Source organism: Microvirga pakistanensis, assembly GCF_004458765.1.
GTDB lineage: Bacteria > Pseudomonadota > Alphaproteobacteria > Rhizobiales > Beijerinckiaceae > Microvirga > Microvirga pakistanensis.
The window spans coordinates 93,768-111,991 of record NZ_SPJX01000710.1 but is presented as its reverse complement, the minus strand read 5'-3'; the positions used below and the strand labels follow the sequence as shown (position 1 = coordinate 111,991).

The 18,224-nt window shown below is 56.8% G+C and carries 11 protein-coding genes; 6 read left to right on the top strand and 5 right to left on the bottom strand.

What is annotated here, in order from left to right; all coding sequences use genetic code 11:
* Positions 1–263 precede the first annotated feature (263 nt).
* The 3 genes from E4K09_RS27230 to E4K09_RS27220 all read right to left on the bottom strand — a co-directional run bounded on the left by E4K09_RS27230 (position 264) and on the right by E4K09_RS27220 (position 2,728).
* Positions 264–1,193: an ADP-ribosylglycohydrolase family protein gene (locus tag E4K09_RS27230; protein WP_134500742.1), complete on the bottom strand. Its 930-nt coding sequence runs from the start codon at positions 1,191–1,193 to the stop codon at positions 264–266.
* Entirely contained in the window at positions 1,190–1,540 is a 351-nt protein-coding gene (locus E4K09_RS27225) for a DUF2958 domain-containing protein (RefSeq protein WP_134500741.1), read from the bottom strand. The genes E4K09_RS27230 and E4K09_RS27225 overlap by 4 nt, the downstream gene beginning before the upstream one ends.
* Before the next feature lie 93 nt (positions 1,541–1,633).
* Positions 1,634–2,728: a PGN_0703 family putative restriction endonuclease gene (locus tag E4K09_RS27220; protein ID WP_342211376.1), complete on the bottom strand. Its 1,095-nt coding sequence runs from the start codon at positions 2,726–2,728 to the stop codon at positions 1,634–1,636.
* A gap of 668 nt (positions 2,729–3,396) precedes the next feature.
* On the opposite strand from E4K09_RS27220, the gene E4K09_RS27215 reads away from it, so the two are divergent.
* Positions 3,397–4,566 (top strand): class I SAM-dependent methyltransferase, encoded by a 1,170-nt coding sequence (locus tag E4K09_RS27215; protein ID WP_134500739.1) that lies wholly within the window; start codon positions 3,397–3,399, stop codon positions 4,564–4,566.
* Positions 4,567–4,645: 79 nt separating this feature from the next.
* On the top strand, positions 4,646–5,971 hold the full coding sequence (locus E4K09_RS27210; protein ID WP_134500738.1) for a hypothetical protein: 1,326 nt from the start codon (positions 4,646–4,648) through the stop codon (positions 5,969–5,971).
* Positions 5,972–6,537: 566 nt separating this feature from the next.
* On the opposite strand, the gene E4K09_RS31200 is transcribed toward E4K09_RS27210, so the two are convergent.
* Positions 6,538–7,167, bottom strand: coding sequence for an FCD domain-containing protein (locus E4K09_RS31200; RefSeq protein WP_425293890.1), 630 nt, complete (start codon positions 7,165–7,167; stop codon positions 6,538–6,540).
* 226 nt (positions 7,168–7,393) lie between these two features.
* Positions 7,394–7,798: a hypothetical protein gene (locus E4K09_RS27205; protein ID WP_134500737.1), complete on the bottom strand. Its 405-nt coding sequence runs from the start codon at positions 7,796–7,798 to the stop codon at positions 7,394–7,396.
* A 138-nt stretch (positions 7,799–7,936) separates the two neighbouring features.
* Here E4K09_RS27205 and E4K09_RS27200 point away from each other — a divergent pair, with 138 nt between their 5' ends.
* From E4K09_RS27200 to E4K09_RS30910, 4 genes are all read left to right on the top strand, one after another.
* Positions 7,937–11,629 (top strand): ATP-dependent DNA helicase, encoded by a 3,693-nt coding sequence (locus E4K09_RS27200; protein ID WP_134500736.1) that lies wholly within the window; start codon positions 7,937–7,939, stop codon positions 11,627–11,629.
* 68 nt (positions 11,630–11,697) lie between these two features.
* The gene (locus E4K09_RS27195) at positions 11,698–14,814 is read left to right on the top strand and encodes an SNF2-related protein (RefSeq protein ID WP_134500735.1); all 3,117 of its coding nucleotides are present in this window, start codon (positions 11,698–11,700) and stop codon (positions 14,812–14,814) included.
* A gap of 3 nt (positions 14,815–14,817) precedes the next feature.
* Positions 14,818–16,434, top strand: a complete 1,617-nt coding sequence (locus E4K09_RS27190) for an acetate and sugar kinases/Hsc70/actin family protein (RefSeq protein WP_134500734.1) — start codon at positions 14,818–14,820, stop codon at positions 16,432–16,434.
* Positions 16,435–16,669: 235 nt separating this feature from the next.
* Positions 16,670–17,665 carry an ankyrin repeat domain-containing protein gene (locus tag E4K09_RS30910; protein ID WP_134500733.1) on the top strand — a complete coding sequence of 332 codons (996 nt, stop codon included), beginning with the start codon at positions 16,670–16,672 and terminating at the stop codon, positions 17,663–17,665.
* Positions 17,666–18,224 lie beyond the last annotated feature (559 nt).

Sequence of the window (18,224 nt, the reverse complement as noted above, 5' to 3'; positions counted from 1 at the left end):
AGTGGAACAGCCACAACCAACCACGTCCGAGTCCAAACCTGTCGAATTTTACTTATGCTCAGGAACGACATGCGACCTCCACTTAAGGACAACCGGCTAACGTGACGTTTGTCCGCCGAATCTGCCGCGCACTCGTCCTGCCGCCAGCTGAAGGACGGGACCGTCGCGCAGCATTCCTCAGAAGACAGGCTTGCTTGAATTAATGTTTCAATCATAGCAACGCCAGCTTACCCAAGCCTCCGCTTACGAGCTGCGTTTCACCTTTAATTTTCGTTTGCAGATGCCAATAGTCGCGGCACGAAGGCTTCGATCTGATCTCGCCAAGCTAAAGGTTTGAGCCAGCGGCCGGGAATTGCCGAAGCGCCGTAGATGGCGCCAGCAAGCTGGCCCGCAACAGCTCCGACGGTATCAGAGTCATGCCCCAGATTGATAGCCAACACGAGAGCGTCCTCAAAGGTACTCGTCTGCCCCACGGACCATAGGGCTGCCTCTAATGTCGATACCACATAGCCTGATGAACTGATCTCATTGCGGCTCTTACGTCGCCAAGAGCCTGCTGCAATGCTCCGAATTGCTTTGTGCCCGATCCACGCCCTGTTTCGGAGCGGCTCGGCTCGACCGAGAATAGCCTCCCTCAACAAGGTGACCAACAACTCACAAGCCTCAACAGCCTCTGAGGCGGCATGGGTGGTGCGGCTCTGATCGCAAGCAATGCGAAGTGCCTTCTCTTCATCATGCAAGGCAAAGAGCGCAACAGGCGCAAGACGCATCAGGGAGCCGTTGCCCGCCGTGTCCTCCTCTGTCGAGCCTGCGAAGGGGTTACCCGTGTCGGTAAACCTCTGGAGAGCCTCCCGGGTTGTGAGGCCGATGTCAAAGCAAGCGCCAGTGCTCGAGTAACGACCCCTCTGCCACCAGGAGACGAAGCGGGACATAAGATCGTAAGGATCAAGGCGGCCAGACATAATGAGGCTATCGGCCAGAGCAAGCGCCATCGCCATGTCATCGGTCCACTGGCCTGGCTTGAGATTGAACGGGCCGCCACCCAGCATCTCCGTATGAAGCGGGTAGGTGTCTCGGGCTGAGAACTCAAGCGTTGCGCCGAGTGCATCTCCTACAGCGAGTCCCAAAAGGGCTCCCTTGGCTCGATCGAGAATATCCAGGGAGTCTGTCAAGAACGGAGAGGTTGTTGTCATGCGATAATCCTTCCAGCAATGCGGGCTTCAGCGGCAAAATCAGAGAGCAAGCGACCGGGCTTGAAACGTCTGTCCCGTTCGACCGGCAGGCCTAGGCGCCCACGCAAAGCTGCAATCTCCTGAAGAGAGACGTAGCCCAATTCCGGGCACCCAAGACCAAGATCACACAAGCCCCAAGCTCGGTCAGGATTGGCAGGATCGAGTTCAACCAGAAGCCAGGTCGCGTTAGCGTCCGGGGTAAAGAGTTTGACGATCGGCGGGAGATCAGGGTCATCGCCATTGGCGATGCGCCAGCCGTGGATCAAGAGCTGAGATCGCTGGCGGGTGGTGATAAGTTTATAAGCCATGAAGCTCTCCTGGCGAGAGATGCTGGTTTCCTCGGGGGCGAGGAAACCGAAGCAACGGCATGTCAGAGGGGCGAACGTAGACAGGTTCGATCCCTATGAAGCCTGTTCCAAGCTGGCTGCGGGATCAGCCTCGACAGCCAGAGCCTCTGGTGTGGACGGAGCCGCATCGAGCTGCAATTCTCCGTCGATAAGCCACCAGTCACAGTAACGTCGGTAGAGGGCGCGAGCGTGGTTGTGCTCGCCGACCTCAGCAATGGCCTCAATGAGGTGCTCCAAGGCGACGTTCACGAAGAGCGCTTGCCCGGACTGCGGTTCGGCAAGGTGCTGAGCATAAGTGGCGGCTGCACCCTGGGCGAGGTGGTTGAGCGTTGGCGCAATGAACAGGTAAATTCCGCAATCGGCCAGGTCGTGTTGAAGCATGACCTGCGCAAGGCAGTGTTGACGAAAGAGCTGCTGGATGGGGTTAGCCCTCAAGCTGGCCGCTTCGGGCTGAATGAAGAGACCTGAGCTAGCACTGAGTTCTGCATAGCGTGAATGCATCGACGGCACCGGCTCCTGGCAGCTCTCACTGTACTTGACCTCGACAGCGATGAAGGCTCGCTTGCCAGAAGGGGTGCGTCCACGGATGAGCAGGTCGAAGGCGGTATGGTCGCCTGTAAAGGCAAGATGGCCGCGGGCAGGCGCGTGCTCGAACAGGATGTCCGTCACTTCCGCCATGAGGCCTGGCAGGATCTCAGCAACGACCTTCGTTGCAAGGGCAAGATCTCGCTTGAGCGGAGCGAAGAGATTAAACACGAGCGGCTGCGATGAAAGAAGGTTCATATGCAGACGATCGACATCGTAGACAGCGCCAATCTCCCGATAAGCCAGCTCGCGCGATGCTACATAGGCGATGGCAGGGCTTAGGAAGTTCGCCCCGGCTAAGCCGGCAGCCATGCTGATCCGAGAGCCAAGCTTGCGGCGGCGACCCTCTGGATCTGTATAGGTGCCAATGGGCAGTCCTCGATCCACGCGCCAGAGTGCCTGAAGAAGGCGGGCGGCGGCCCGAAAACGCTGGTCAGTGGCAATGAAGGCGTGATGGCGCCGGCGAAGGCTCTCGGGAACGAGTGGGATGCCGGGAACTGGTCCAAGACCCGAAGGATCTAGGATCGGATGGGTGTTCAGGGAGGCAGCTGGGAGCGACTGCATCAGAGCGGGGTCGTTTGTCATAACCTGTCCTGCTAAGTCGACCGCGGTCTGCGGTCGCTAGAGGTTCAGGTCAGGCGGGCAGAAGTTGAGAGGAGATACCCGGTGCCAGGTATAAAGGTGCGCAGCTTTCGTGGCTTCAGAAAAGTCCTGGCTTTCCAGCCAGGAAGGTACCTCTCCTATGGGAGAGGGTGTTCGCGAATATGGCAAATCGGCCAGCTATTGCGCAGGGTCTCGAGCACCTACACCCATAGCGTTTGCGCCAGAAAACAAGCAGAAGCGACCAAGTCTTTGAGGTGAAAATTCCGCTCGGGTTCTATTGCTTCCAGGAGGATCTGCAAGCAAAGGTTGCAATGGCTGCCCCGCAGCCGAGGGCCCTAGAGATGAGTTCAATCAGAACTCCAAGCCCAACATTGTAGGTCTATATACCTAATGAATGTCTCTAGTCCCGTAAATCGCGAGGAGCAGACATTCATCGGGCGACAAAACGCTATATTATGCCAGAAGCCACCAAATTAACTCGGAAAAGGTTGATTAAGGAGCTGATTGGAACTTTTTTTGTCACCTGCTGCGTGAACAGGCTGCTCATCTCTATATTGCTCAGTAGAGAGCAATAGCCTTCAATCTCTGCCGGCCAAGGCCCCGGCTTCTCTACGACAAGAGGAGCCGCAATGGCTAATATTCCTAGTAATCCGTCTCAGTCGGATCCGCGCGAAGACCACGTCACGCTCCCGCAGAGTGAAGCCTTGTACACCCACGGGGGCCGGTTAGTGCCCGGCACCGATCACCACTCTGTCACCTACAGGTTGAAAGACCAGCCTTCAATCCACGGTGCTCCTGACCCTCAGCATCGCATCGTTGAAGCAGGGAGTGATCGCAAGATCGATAATCCCCTGGCCTTCCGGCCTGGATCACCTGACGAACCGCCCGCCGCGTCTGTCACAACGCCAATGCCGCCTCTTTCACCAACGCGCGACTCTGGCAGTTCCGTACCGGACGTGCCCGAACCGCAGCCGACGCGGGAGCTTGTTGATGCCTTGCTTCATGTCCACCACACGCCCGTTCTGACGAAACGGTATCGCCGTGGGATGCCCAATGTGCTGGTTTGCGCCGCAGGCCAGGGAACACTAGGCATTCGGATCGGCTCGTGCCTCAATTCAGTTGTGGTGGTCCACCCTGACCCGACAGTGATCGAAGCCGCCAAAGCCCGCCCCGTCGGGTCCTATGGCGCTATTATGCGCACGCTCGAGGAAAAAGGACCTTCGGCCCCGGAGATCCGCGAGCACCCGATCCAGCCTGGCGTGCGTTTCATTCACGCTTCTCCCGAGAGCACCGGCCTGCCCGATGCTTGCTTCGATCTCATCATTGTCGAACAAGCCTATCGGACTGACCTGTCTCGGGTTGCGCGCGAAATGCGCCGCATCGCCCGGCCTGGTGCTGCCGTCATCTACATGGGGTACATGCCCATGCGTGTAGGGCCGGAGGTCGATGATATCATCCGGATGACGTTCGACAGCACGTTGAACAGGTTTCTCACCCCCGGCGAGAGACACCTTTTCGATCGCTTCCGCTCCGCGCCATTTCCGTTTGTGGAGAGAGCCCACGCGATTTCGCCGTATCCAGACGTCCAGCGCAATTTGCTGATGCGGGCGAAGTGGAACCTGTTCGACTTCGTGAAGCATCTGAATGACTGGCCCGTGATCCGCCGCATTGAGGAGCGGGCGATCGAACAGGTCGATGTCTGGCAGATGAGAAGCCTGCTGGCCGAAGCGTGGGGGGCCAAGCGCCGCAAACGCGAAATTACATGGCCGGTCATCCTGCGGGTCGGCTTCGTCGAATAGTTAGCTCCCGCCCTCAATTCGTTGCACCGCAGACCACCCCTGCGGTGCCAGCTCACTCCATAAAGAGGCTTAACAACCTATGTCCCACGACTTCAAAGACACCTGTGATCCGTATGTACTTCTCGCTGAGATCGACGATATCGAGGAGCGGGCCCGCTTCCGGCGCGAGTGGGGGTTGCTCGAAGATGATGAGGATGGCCACCGCGGCTTCTGCCGGTCGACTGGCACGGGTGAACAGACGATGCTCAACCAGGCCGTGGTCGGGTATGACCTCGAGAGCTATCTTGGAGGTTTGCTGGAGCGCGAGGATCTTGTCGCCGCCGCATTACGCCGTGAGGAGTGCGCCCGAGCGGACAAGGCGCGCAGCGCCGAATACCTGTCCTGGTCGGATCTTCAGACCGCATACAGGGCTGCGTCCTTTCTGCCCCAGGAGCGCGGCCTCTACTTCAACGCCTTCATCACGATTGCCTACGAGCCTCTTGGCCTCTCCGACCCAAACGCCATGACACGGCTTCTGACTGATTTTCTGGACGAAGCGGGCGACCAGGTCGAGCGCTGGGGTTACGAGTGGCACACGCTTTACGTTCACGAACACAGCGCCGAGCGGGGGTTGCACACTCATATTGTGGCAACCATCCACCCGAACGTGCGCCATTGCTTTGAGGATTGGGCCCGTGATGGGGGACATTCGTTCTTTTGGCGGCGCTGTCGCGTGACATCTCCCACTGCCGTCGACATCAAGATCAAAGCGCCAGAGACTCCGTTATCGAAGGCCCGCTGGCACTGGGACCGGGTTCAGTACATGACAAAGGGGCTGGATCCGGAGCTGACGGCGCGATGTGTGTCCGACGGACGGGTCCGCCCCCTCTACGAGCTGATCGGCCTACGTGAGCGTTACAGGAACCGGAAAGCTGGCGTGACCCCGTTCAAGCAGCGGGTTGGCACTTCGCGATCCATTGGGAGTGGGGCACAGCAGCAGGCGCGGGATGAAGGCATGCCGATGCTATCGGCTCTCGATGACCGGGCCTGGCCTCATCTGCATCTCGATCACCCGTCCCTGGATTGGGAGCTAAAAGAACATAAAGCCCGGGATGCAGAGCGTCAGCGTCGCAAGGAGGCGCTTAGCGTCGATTTCGACGATGATGACATGATGAAAGCAGTCCGGCGGGCCCGTGAAATCGGGGAGATCCCCGATTATCCAGAGCCGGTACCTGAGGACATGAAGATCACCCTCATGCGTCGGGTTCGCGCAGCGCGTGTTATCGCAAATGCCTGCCGGCATCCCTATACCTGGGACCGCACATGGTCCGGGTGGTGGTATACGCTGCCCGAAGCGGAGCGTTGGGGTGGGCGCAATGTGAAGCGTGGTCTGAAGGCGCTCCAGTCTGAACAGTCCGAATACTAACCAGGGGACCCAGGGCCGAGATCGTGTCTTGGCCCTGGGTCATGGAGCCGTTTTCGGGAAGCGAAGGGGTCGTTTCCGGTAATTGTGACAAAGCGCTCGCGAAATAGATATAATTCTTCAACATCTTAGCAAGGGAAGTCAGTGCCTCTTGGTTCTGAACGCTTATACCTAGCACTCCCAGTCGATCAAGCCGGCCTCAGGGTAGCTTCATAGTCATACGCGGTTCTGGCGGCAGCCCCCGGGGGCGGGAAAGGGGGGAGGAGCTGGGGCGAAGAAAGGCTGTTTGAAGGTGATCAGGGAGCAACGGGAGAGAGAAGGCAAGGGGGAGTCAGGGGCAACAGGAGCTAGGGGGAGGGGACAGGGAGGTAGAGAGATCGGGAGTGAGGGGGGGGGACGACTATAAAGGCATTTCACCAGACTTCCGACAGCGGCCTGAGGCCATACACCCCTAGCGTTGGCACCACGTCGTAATCCGAGCAGACCGTCGAGTCCTGTCAAAAACAAAAGGGCCGGCAAAGCCAGCCCTCCGTCACCCATCAACTATTTTATCCATCAATGCCAGATGACTAGCGGGGGACCGGATCTGCTGGCACGAAGAGATCAAGGTAGGCCCCCATCGCTTGTCGCGCGTGGTCTGGAGAGCCACGATCAAAAGCATGAAGGATTGATTCGACTGCCGAGATGACGGCTTGTTGACTCCCTTTGCGGTGAGCAGTCAGACGCAGTGCAGTACTGCTTGCCTTCCAGAGAGTGTCGAATGTGGCATCCCACCTCCGATCGGCTGCGTACAGAACAACCCGGAGGAAGGCGCGCTGCTCGTTGCAAGGGATCCCGCCCGCTTCAAGGCATTGGACCATTCGATCAACGATCTCCGCCCCGAGAGCAGACTCAAGGCCGCAGGCGCGACAAGCCGCAAGTTCCGCCGCGTCCAGCCAGAAAGCTCTCCACGAAAGATGGGAGCCTTCCGCGGACGCTGTTGCGGACTGGAGGGGTAAAGACGTGCTCTGAAAAGCAGCGATAGTCCGAGTGAGCTTGTCTTGCAGGGCGTCTCCACGTTCCCTCTCAGGCAGGGCGCTGATTGCAGCCAGGATGAATGGCGAAGTGATGGGTAGAGCGCTCTTCGATAAGGGCGCTCCCGGATCCCTCGTACCGGTGGGCTCTTTATAGGGTTTATTCGATACAGCTGACGTCAGCATGATCACGTGTCCTCGAAACATGATTGGATGGGGCTGCAGGAGTCAGAGGAGCAAGGCAAATAAGAGATCCGCTGCGGCCGCCCGATATAGGGAATTCTGGGGTCAAGAATTAGCCATGCACGTGTGGAGGCAAGGGGCTGATTTTCTTGAGGCGCGTTCGGCAGATGGCGCGGCTTTACTCGATCAAGCCTGAGGCCAGGCAGGAATGCCTCTATCTTTTCCTTTTTCAGTCTGGGCGAGCAAGACTGAGGAACTGGTCGAGACCGCGTGCATCTAGAGCCTGCCGGTCGCCGTCACGGAAGATCGTACCCTTGTCAGGGTAAAAACTCAGATCTCCTACCTTGATCTGGTACCGAGTTTTGCGCTGGAAACGAATCCGGGCTTCGGTGAGCTGCTCGAGGGCAGCGCACATCGCCGGCGTGTCGTCCGCTAGGGAAGTACTGTCAAATCGCATAATCTCTCCTTTAATCACCTTGGGCTGCTCCTTCAGGGCGCAGGTGTCCCTGGAAGAGGGATAGGCAGAGAGTAAGAGATTTAGATGGATTGTCAGTAAGTTAGTTTGTTGTTCTGTCTGACGGTTGTCAGAGGGGGCTTTAATAAAATGCGCTCTCGTCAACTGAGCCGCAACCATCTTGATAGGCTAGACCTATAGCGTTTGTCGGTCTTTTTTAGCCACCTTTGTTCCCCTAAAGTTCCACGCCCGAGGGATTGCAGCTGTCGCGAAGATCCTCCTATCATCGTAGGTGGCGAATTGGGGCAGGGGGGCAGCGTGCCAACGCACATTACGGCGCGACTCGCATGGCATGATGATGGCTGGAACGGAAGGGTTTGCAGGAAACCCGAGCGCAACACCTACTGCATTGGCTCGAAATCCTATCCGGGCGATGTCATTGCCAATCAGCGCCAGCTCGATCTGGAGATGACCCACGCAGGGTGCCGTGGCAAAGTGCTCGAGGGTGGTTATGTGCCACCCTGTTGTTACAGTTACAATGCCTTTGGGCTTGAGGAGGTCCCTGCGGCCTCGGATCCTCCTGATTTCTTTTATGGAGGCGCGACTCGGCTCGATTGGACCCTTCCAGGGGCCACCGTTTGTGTTTGGCCCTATGAGGCTATGTACTCCGATGAGGTTCGGGCTGACGGTTATCTCGATAACGATAAGCGCCGAGAGCTGACACTCGACTACTTTGCCCCTATCGAACGGGGCGAAAGCGGCAAAAGCCTGATCTTCTACTACGCTAACTTTTCGAATCCTCTCTCAGAAGAGGAAGCGCCACGCTATGTTCTCGTGGGTGTGTCGCGCATTGCAGCTGTCGGGGAGGAACTTCGGTATGAGAATGTCACCCCAGAGATTGCGGAGCGATATGCTGGGGGGATGGTCTGGGCTCGCAACGTCACCTCACATTATCCTAATGAAGGGCTGCGCCTTCCATACCACCTCTATCGCGACAACCCCGAGATCCTTGCCGACATCGCCGTCTTTCCGGAGAACCCCCTCCTTTGCCAGTACGGCTCTAAGCATCTCACCGACGACTTAGCGATAGGACTCCTGGAGCAGTTCCTGGCTAAGGTGCGCCACCTCAAAGAGATTGGCGATACGTCCGAGAGCTGGGATATTCGGGAAGCCTGGCTCCTCAAAACAATTGCAGAACTCTGGACCCACCGTGGACTGTATCCAGGACTGTTGAGAGCCCTAGACGCTGCCGGCGCAGGTGCGCTTATTGACGGGGCAAAAGCCGTCTGTGAGCAAGAGGGTGATGTTGTCGCTCATCGTCTTGCCTTCGACGTGTTGGACCGCAAGGCGAACAATGCCGTCTCAGCAGGTCTTGATGAACAGACCAGACGCAAATTGTCTAGGAACTGGCAGCTCCTGGAGGAGGATGGTCGAGCACTCCTGCGAGACGTCTTGCCTCGGTTTGATTTCTCGGCCGAGGTTATGTCTGCGATCGTTTCTGATCAGCGGGCTGATTATGGGATCAGCGCCTCGCCGGCTGAGATTGCCGCCAATCCATACCTCTTAAGCGAGCAATATTGCGGGGATTCCCCAGACGATCGAATCCCATGGAGCGCGATCGATCGCGGCGTTCTTCCCTCGCCCGACCTCGGGGGCGAGCCCCTCGCCGGGGTCGATACTAACGATGAGCGTCGGTTTCGGGGCCTGTGCGTTGAGCACCTCCGGCGAGAGACGAAACACACCTTTCGACTTTCAAAGGATGTTTTGGCTGAAATCATGGAGCGAATGGAGCGCCTCCCAGGGTGGAAGCGGGCTATCTTCAACGAGCGCTATTTCACGGTCGACGCAGAGTTTCTCTCAGCAGCGCTCACGCTCGTCCCGCGGGAGGCCGGACTTACCATCTACCTCAAGTCTGTTTATGAGGACGAACGCCTCGTTGAGAGCGTGGTGCGAGACCTCTCGACGCGCCCCGATATCACCCTGCGCCGGCCTGTCACCACGGCGGATTGGACCACATGGATCCAGAAGACAGGCAGTCCGCTCGCCCAGCGAGCACCCAAGGAGTATGCCGACGCTATCGTCGAGCAGGCCGCTACCTGTGCTCAGTTGTTTTCGCGGCCACTCAGTGCTGTCACCGGTGCAGCCGGCACTGGCAAAACCACGGTGATTGAGGCTCTCATTCGCGCGGTTCGCCGCACGGAGGGAGAGGGAGCGGACGTTCTCGTTCTGGCGCCAACGGGAAAAGCCACGGATCGAGTGCGTGAGGTATTCGAGAAAGCAGGCCTCAAAGGCATTCGCACAGTCACAGTGCACTCATTTCTCGCGACGAATGGCTGGCTGAATGACAATCTGACCTTCAAACGCGCAGGCGGAACACGTTCAAACATCAGCACGCTTGTTCTCGACGAGACCTCAATGCTGGACCTCGAGCTTGCAGCAGCACTGTTCCGAGCGATCGATTGGGCAACAGTCCGTCGCCTGATCCTCGTCGGAGACCCTGGGCAGCTTCCCCCAATAGGCCGAGGCCGCGTCTTCTTTGACATACTCGAATGGCTGCGAAGCGAGCAGCCTGAGAGCTTTGGACGCCTCAAGCGGAATATGAGGCAGCTTGTAAACCGCGTGCAAGGTCAGGGGGAGGCAATTGTCAGGCTCTCAGAGCTGTTTATCGTCGACCCTGAGGACAAAAGCCTCCTGGATGACACCACTGATGCCAGCACTCGACTCGATCAAGAGGAGCTGATCGAAAGGATTCACGCCGGCGGCGCGGTCGATCACGATCTCACGGTCGAATACTGGAATGATCCACAAGACCTATCCCGGCTTCTGATCGATGCGGTCGAGCGTAAAATGAGTGGGAGCGCTGCTGATCCGGACACACCTGCATACCAGATATGGCGCTCCGCTCTGGAGAGTGATCCAACGGCTTATCAGGTTCTCACGCCTCACCGGGGTGAACTACACGGTGTTGAAGCTCTCAACCAAGCTATTCAGAAGCGGATCGCCAGTAACGTTATCGAACGGGTTGGTGCCGTTGACGGAATTACGGTTTTCGACAAGGTCATTCAGATCAGAAATCGGCCGAAGTCGAACCCGATTTGGGCCTATGACTGGACAGCAAGGGAGCAGGTCAAGGTCGAGGTATTCAACGGCGAGATCGGGGTGGTCGAAACCTTTGGTTTTGATAACAAGGTCTTGAACCGGCTGCGGACCGGATACGGACCTCGCCTTAAGCGCTTCGCTGTTCGCTTCACGCGCAAGCCAGACCTAGCAATCGGGTACGGAAAGAGCGTTCCTGCCGGAAAAGGTTCATCCGGAAAGCCACGCTACCGAAATGAACCGGTCGAGGACAACCTTGAACTAGCCTACGCTGTCTCTGTCCATAAGGCTCAGGGCAGCGAGTTTGCGCACACCTTTGTCATTATCCCTGCCGCCGCTGGTCGGGGTCTATCGCCGGAACTCGTCTATACAGCACTCACTCGGGCCAGTCGCCATTGCACGCTCCTCATCGAGCGGGATGTTTCGAGCCTTCTGAATGCTCGGCGCCGCGAGAACGCACAAACACCTCAGATCAACTCGTCCCTGTTCGAGTTCCACATGGCTCGCCCGGAACTCCTTCGCCGGCGCAGTTGGTACGAGGCTGGCAAGATTCATGAGGCGCTCAGCGGCGATATGCTCAGATCAAAATCTGAGGTGATCATTGCCAATCTCCTCCACCAAAGCGGCATCCCCTTTCGGTACGAGGAGCCGCTGCTCGCGAAAGATGGCACAATCCGGCTACCAGATTTTACGATCACATGGAGGGGCGAGACCTTCTTCTGGGAGCATCTCGGTCTCTTAGATCAGACCGCGTATGCTGAGGATTGGAAACGAAAGAGAGCCTGGTACGAGCGGTGGTTCCCTGGACGACTGCTAACAACGCAGGAGGGATCGCACCTCAGCCGCCAGGTGGAGGATCTCATTCAAAGAATAACCGAGAATGAGGTGATGGAGCCAGATGAGCCAGTTATTTGACGTGCTCTCGAGAGAATTTCGGCCCGAAATAACGATAATCGGAAATATCTGCAATAGGAGTCGGGACCGTGGTCGCCAACCAGAAGCCAATGGATGAGATTGACTTCACCGTTCCAAATATCCGCGTTCGCGTCATCTATGATGCCTCGAAGGTTGGACTGACGACTGGGCGGACAAGGAAGTATGCCGGCCGCAATCATGCCCTTATCCAGTTTGTAAGCGGTGAAATCGAACCATACCCATTCGGCCAACTAGAGCTTGCTCCAGAAAACGAAACCCGTGCTTCCGCTATTCAAAAAGGGCGTTTTTCCGGGCCTGATGCTATCCAGCGTGCCCTTCTTACAGAGAAAATTCGAGGGCGGCTCACTGACATTTTCTACGCCATGGGATCTGGCCAGGCTGATTTTCATGCGCACCAGTTCAAGCCTGCCCTCAAATTCGTCTCCTCCACCGTAGGGCGCATTCTTATTGCCGATGAGGTGGGCTTAGGAAAAACGATCGAGGCGATCTACATCTGGCGCGAACTCCAGGCACGCGTTGGCGCGCGCCGCCTCTTGGTCGTTTGCCCCGCCGTCTTGCGGACGAAGTGGCAGAATGAGTTGCGCGAGCGCTTCTCCATCGATGCGACCATCGTGAATGCGAGCACTCTGCTCGAGTTATCGAATGATGCCTTGCGAGACCCGACCAAATCGTTCGTCGCCATCGCTGGCTTAGAGAGTATCCGAGCACGGCGCCCCAAAGCGGACGACCCGCAGACCTCACGCTATGCAAGAGACCAGTTAGCCGCATTACTCGCCGAAAATGAGGCGGGATCTGAGTTCTCCTTGTTCGACCTCGTGGTCATCGACGAGGCGCATTACATGCGAAACCCAGAGACCGCGAACCATCATACCGGGTCACTCCTGACCGGTGCATCGGCACACCTGGCGCTCCTCACAGCGACTCCGATTCAGATTGGAAGTGAAAACCTATATCATCTTCTGAATCTCGTCGATCCTGAGCGCTTCTTAAGCCTTGAGGTTTTCAATCTCATCCTTGATGCAAACCGGCCGCTGACACAGGCGCTCAATGCAGTCCTGAGCAATCCCCCTCGCCCGGAAGCGTTTCGGTCCGCACTGTCAGATCTGCGGCAAAGCCGTTTCTTCCGAGATGACCCTATTCTCGAAGAATTTGCTCTCGACCCGAAGGTTCTGGAAACCCACAGTGATCGTGTGCGCGTGGCAAGGGCGCTTGAGAGCCGATCTCTTTTGGGAGACCTGCTAACCCGAACCCGCAAGCGCGACGTGCTTCAAAATAAGGTTATCCGGAACCCTGCCGTTATTAGCGTCGAACTCAATGACGAAGAACGCGAACTCTATAACGGTGTCACAGAACGTCTGCGGGAGCGTGCTTACCAATCTGACAACGCCCAAACATTCGCGATGATTGCACGCCAGCGGCAGCTGGCAAGTTCTATTCCGGCTGCCCTTCAGGGCTGGAAGGAGAAGGAAACGCTGGCGGAGATCTTACAGGAAGATCTTGGTTGCGTTCTGGATGAGGATGAAATCAACCTAGCCAGCGCTACATTCGACGATCTGATGACGCGTCACGATTTCGAGGCGAATGACTCGAAATACGAAAAGTTCAGTGCTTTCCTCAAGGAACGTTGGGCCCAAGATCCCTCCGAGAAAATCGTCGTGTTCTCGTTCTACAGGGGGACCATTCGTTATCTCGAACGTCGCCTCAGAGCGGAGGGGGCTCCGGTTGCTGTTATCCTTGGCGGCATGGGAGAGGCCAAACAAGACGAACTGGCTCGCTTTGCTGATCCAAGTGGCGCTCGGATCCTCCTCTCATCTGAGGTCGGTAGTGAGGGTATCGACCTACAGTTCTCCCGCGTCGTCGTGAATTACGATCTTCCCTGGAACCCGATGAGGGTTGAACAGAGGATCGGACGTATCGATCGCCTTGGGCAAAAAGCTGATCGGATTCAGGTCGTGAGCTTCATTCTCGCTGACACGATCGAAGAGATTATGCTCGAACGGCTTTATAACAGGATCAAGGTGTTCGAGGAGTCCATTGGTGACCTTGAAGAAATTCTTGGGCCTTCACTCGATGAACTGGTTCTTGAGTATTTTCGCGATGGGCTCAGTGACGAGGAGATGGCAAAACGCCTCGATCAAAATGCTCTTGCCGCCGAGAGGTGCCGCCGCGACCTAGAAACGCTTGAGGAAGAAGCTCCAGAACTGGTTGGTCACACCGACTTCGTGCTTTCGAATATCCAGCAAAGTCGCGATGCAGGGCGCTGGATCCGACCTGAGGACGTTCTCACCTTTGTCACCGACTTTTTGATGGAGCACTACCCAGGCTCGTCGATCGAGGCTGACCCGTTGCGCTCGGGGATCTACAGAATTTCATTGACCCCTGAGGCCCGTGCTGCGCTGTCGATCTACATCGATAACCGGCGCCCGAGCCGCGCAACGCGCTTGCACGTTCCCGGGACAACGGTTCAAGCCGTGTTCGATATCAAGCTCCAAGGTGGAGTGCGTCCGCGTCCTGAGATCATTGATATCACGCACCCGCTCCTCCTATGGATTCGAAGTGAAATCGAGCGGATCGGGCGCAAATCCGAACCTGTGACAGCAGTCGAAGTGTCGTCGGCTGAGGCTGGGCTCCCACCTGATCTCTATGTATTTGCAACGGACCTTTGGCGTTTCGAGGGCTTACGCAAGGATATCCGCTTGCGCCACATGGTCATGTCTGCGACGTCGGACGAGTTCCTGCCGACCAATGATGCCGAGCGCCTCATTGATACCGCCGCTCGGCTCGGCACGAGAACGGATCTTCAGCAATACGGCATCCTGAGCGATGATCTTATGGAGGCCTATGCACGCTGCGAGGACGAGTTACTCGACGAATTCTTCGCAGAGCGGAACCTGTTCCGCGGAGAAAACAAACGACGAATCAAACAGGCCCTCCTCGTGATTGAGGAGAGGGGAAGGAAAAAGCTAAGCCAGCTTCGCGAGCGTCTGGACAATCAACGCCGGTCCAACGACCAAAAGCGGCAGAAAGCGGCTTACATGACGGAAGGCCTCATCAAGAAGGCCGAAGCCGACCTGGAGCAGCGTAGGGCACGGATCCGCGCGAATGAAAACCCGGAAACCACAAATAAACCGGTCGCTGGCGGCATCATTGTTATTCGGGAGTGAAGCATGGCAGACAGTCGCAAGGACAGGATCAGAAAAGCATTTTTGGGGTATAAGCCGGCCGACTCCGATCCCAGCGCTTCTTCCAAAGCAGCCCCAATCCCGGAACAGCCGACCGGCGAGCCAATCAAGGCTCCACCGGACTCAGCAGTCGAAAAGCCCAAACGACGAAAGCCGTCCAAAGCAACCATTGAAGCCCAGGCTCCTAATCCCTCGGCTTTAGCCCCCATACCCGTTAAGTCGTCTATCATCGTAGAGACTAAACCACGTAGCGTGAGGAGGTCCACCGCTCCCTCGGTCGATGCTTATATTGGGATCGACTTTGGGACCCGCTTCACCAAGGTTGCGCTTTATCTCCCCCATGTCGAGCTGCGCGAAGTCCTAGCACTGGGGAGCACGGCCGAAAGGCTCCTTCCCTCCAGGCTAACTGTGGGATCAGACAACCTGATTTACCCACCAGATCTCTCGCCCCGTTCTGCCAAGAGCCACATAGAATATCTCAAGATGCAATTGGCTGAGCCGGAGGGCGGCACCTTTGGATCGATCCTGCCAACCACCGACACAGGACATGCGAATGCCATCAGAGCGCTTTCAGCATTCTATGTTGCGGGCGTGATCCGGTTAGCTCAACAAGCAGCCCGCCGGAAGAAAGATCTTGGCGCCAGACGGCGCGTCACCTGGACGGTAAACGTCGGGGTGCCTGTCAAACATTGCGACAGCACCGTCAATGCGATCTTTCAAGAGATGTGTGGTGTCGCATGGTCGTGGAAGGACAAGAAGGCGCAACCAGCTAGCTTGAACGAGTTAGTCAAGGACTATGAAGCCTCCCTCAAGACCTTGCCCAGCGCCTCGGACGACCTGCCTATCCAGGTTGCACCAGAACTAACCGCCGCACTTGCTCATTTCGGAGAGGACAAGAACACGGCGCCTGGCCTTTATGCATTCTTTGATATTGGTGGTGGCACACTCGACGGAAGTGCCTTCCGACTCCAGCGTCAGCCCGACGGACCAAAATTCGACATCTACGCTGCGGAGGTCAATAGTCTCGGGACGATGGCTGTTGCCCGACATGCGCTCACATGTATGGGAAAGAAACCAAGAAGCGCACGTGAACGTCAGACCATGTTGGAGCGCCTTGAACAACAGATCATTCTGGGTGGAAGAACCCCAAGGATCGTTGTGGGCGACCTGGAGCGAAAAGTTCAAGTTCTGCTCCACAGCGTCGTATCCCAAACCCGAAGAAAATGTCAGACTCCATTCTCCGACGATCTCTATGGAGAGCGTCCAGGCCTTCGGACGCTTGCAAATGTCCAGTACCCTGTCATCCCCCTCTTTCTAGGCGGAGGCGGAGCGCGGTCCGAGTGGTATCAGGCGCTTTTCCTCCGCACATCCAATGATCTCAATCAACACCAGATCGGAGTTGGCGGCTATAGCGTGCGCCTTCTTCCCCGACCGCCTGGCACAAAAGATGATGACTATCCCCGCTTTGTGATTGCTTTGGGTCTCACAAGTCGAGGGCTTCACTGGGACCGATATAAGCTTCCAAGCTCTATCCCTCTTCCTCCTCCACCTCCTGAGTGGCAGCCTCCAACTCCATCTCCTGTGACAAAGGATATGGTCTGACAGCGCTAAAGGATCTTGATTCAAACGGAATGCGAGTCTTTGTAGGCGAGCGCGATGCAACACTGGCGGACTGCTGATGGAGCAAAGTGATGGACCCGCACATGCTGGAGCATGGTCCGAGTATCTAACTCCTGTTCAAACCCAGGGCTATCCACTCCGTAGTGCTGGAAGGCAGTCAGCACATATGCAAGTAGTGAATTGTTCCGCACTACCCATAACTTGAGTTGGTGGTTGTATGACTGTTAGGTTTCCTGTCGGCTCCTGTGGCCTGTGCGCTCAGCCCGCACTAGGCGCTGAGCGCAAGACTTGCGAGGGGTGTGGCAGCTCCTATGAGAAGGTATGCCAAAGCTGCGCCGACAGCCGCTGCCCAACCTGTTCTGGAGCACTCGTCCCTACACAGACGGTGTTTCCACATTCGTTGTTCCGCGCAATTCGAGATGCAGATCCGGATCAGGTTCTCAGGCTGATTGATGAACGATCAGTGCGCCTCGATGATCTAGTCAATGAGCAAGGGGACACCCCATTATCGATAGCCGTTCGGCTGGAAGATAAGAAAGCCGCTGCGAAAATATCGGATATCCTTCTGGCGCGAGGAGCGCGTCCAACCGCAAAGACAGGAATCGTAGGCCGTACAGCACTATGCCTTATGGTCTGGTTCCGAGCCTACAACGCTGAAGTGGCGGCACGCTTGCGGAGCTCAGTAGACGCTCAAGATGACGATGGGCGAACAGCGCTCATGTTCGCAGCCAAGGGTTCGGGATTATTCGGGTCTCGACGGGGGAATCTTACCATCGCAAGAGACTTGCTAGCTTTGGGCGCCGACCTTTCTCTCCAGGACAAGCAGGGACTAACAGCACTGGGCTTTGCGATCAGATCCAATGATACCGACAAGAACAATGAAATGGTCGAGTTCCTTCAACAGGAGATGGTGAAGGAGGAGGCAATGCGCAGCTTCAAGCAGCGGCACTCGTATCGGTTTGACGAAAAAGGTCACATGGAGCTTATCGACCGCCAGGGGCAAAAGACCCCCTCACAGAGTGCCACCCGCCAGGAGATGCCCACACGCTACCGTAAGGCGCGAGCCGACGCGACACTCGGCGGACTTCAAGCGACTGTTGAGACAACATTTGGATTGCCTTCGGGATCTGTGAGGTTGATCAATCCTGATGGCCGGAAGCTCCGGTCCGATGCAACGGTTGGGACTCTCCGGAAAGCTTGGGGTGAAGACTGAACGCCCATGCATGAATATTTTAAGTGGCCGCCCAAATCACGTCTGAACTTCTATCGGCGCAGCCGCCTTTGGTGCACAACGAGGGACCGTGAGACGGACCTTGCCGACTTTCTAATGTTCCAGGTCCCCGGGTCTTACCTCACCGTCAGCATGGGTCTGACTTCCAAGAGCGTGCGATGGCAGAGGTGGGATGAGGCGAATGTGCGACGGATTGAGGAACACATCAAATACGACTTGGAGTTTGACGGGTATAAAGTTTCTTCGCGGCGCCTCTCCCAAATCGGTATACCCTGTGATCAGGAATTTGTATGGAGGCTACAAATTCGGCCTGCGTAAACCAGCGGACTGCCACAGCAGGATTATTTCAGCTCCTGTCGTCCTGGCCGAGTTTGTAAGCCTTGCCTTTGAAGCGGGGGGATCACGTGGGTGGTGCCAAAGTCACGTAGAAACACAGGCTCCTTTCAGATACCCATAATATTGCCGAGGTGAGACATTCCACCTTCCGATCTCAAGACCAGGAATTGAAACGCTCCGAAATATTTGGAGGCAAGCGAAGAAC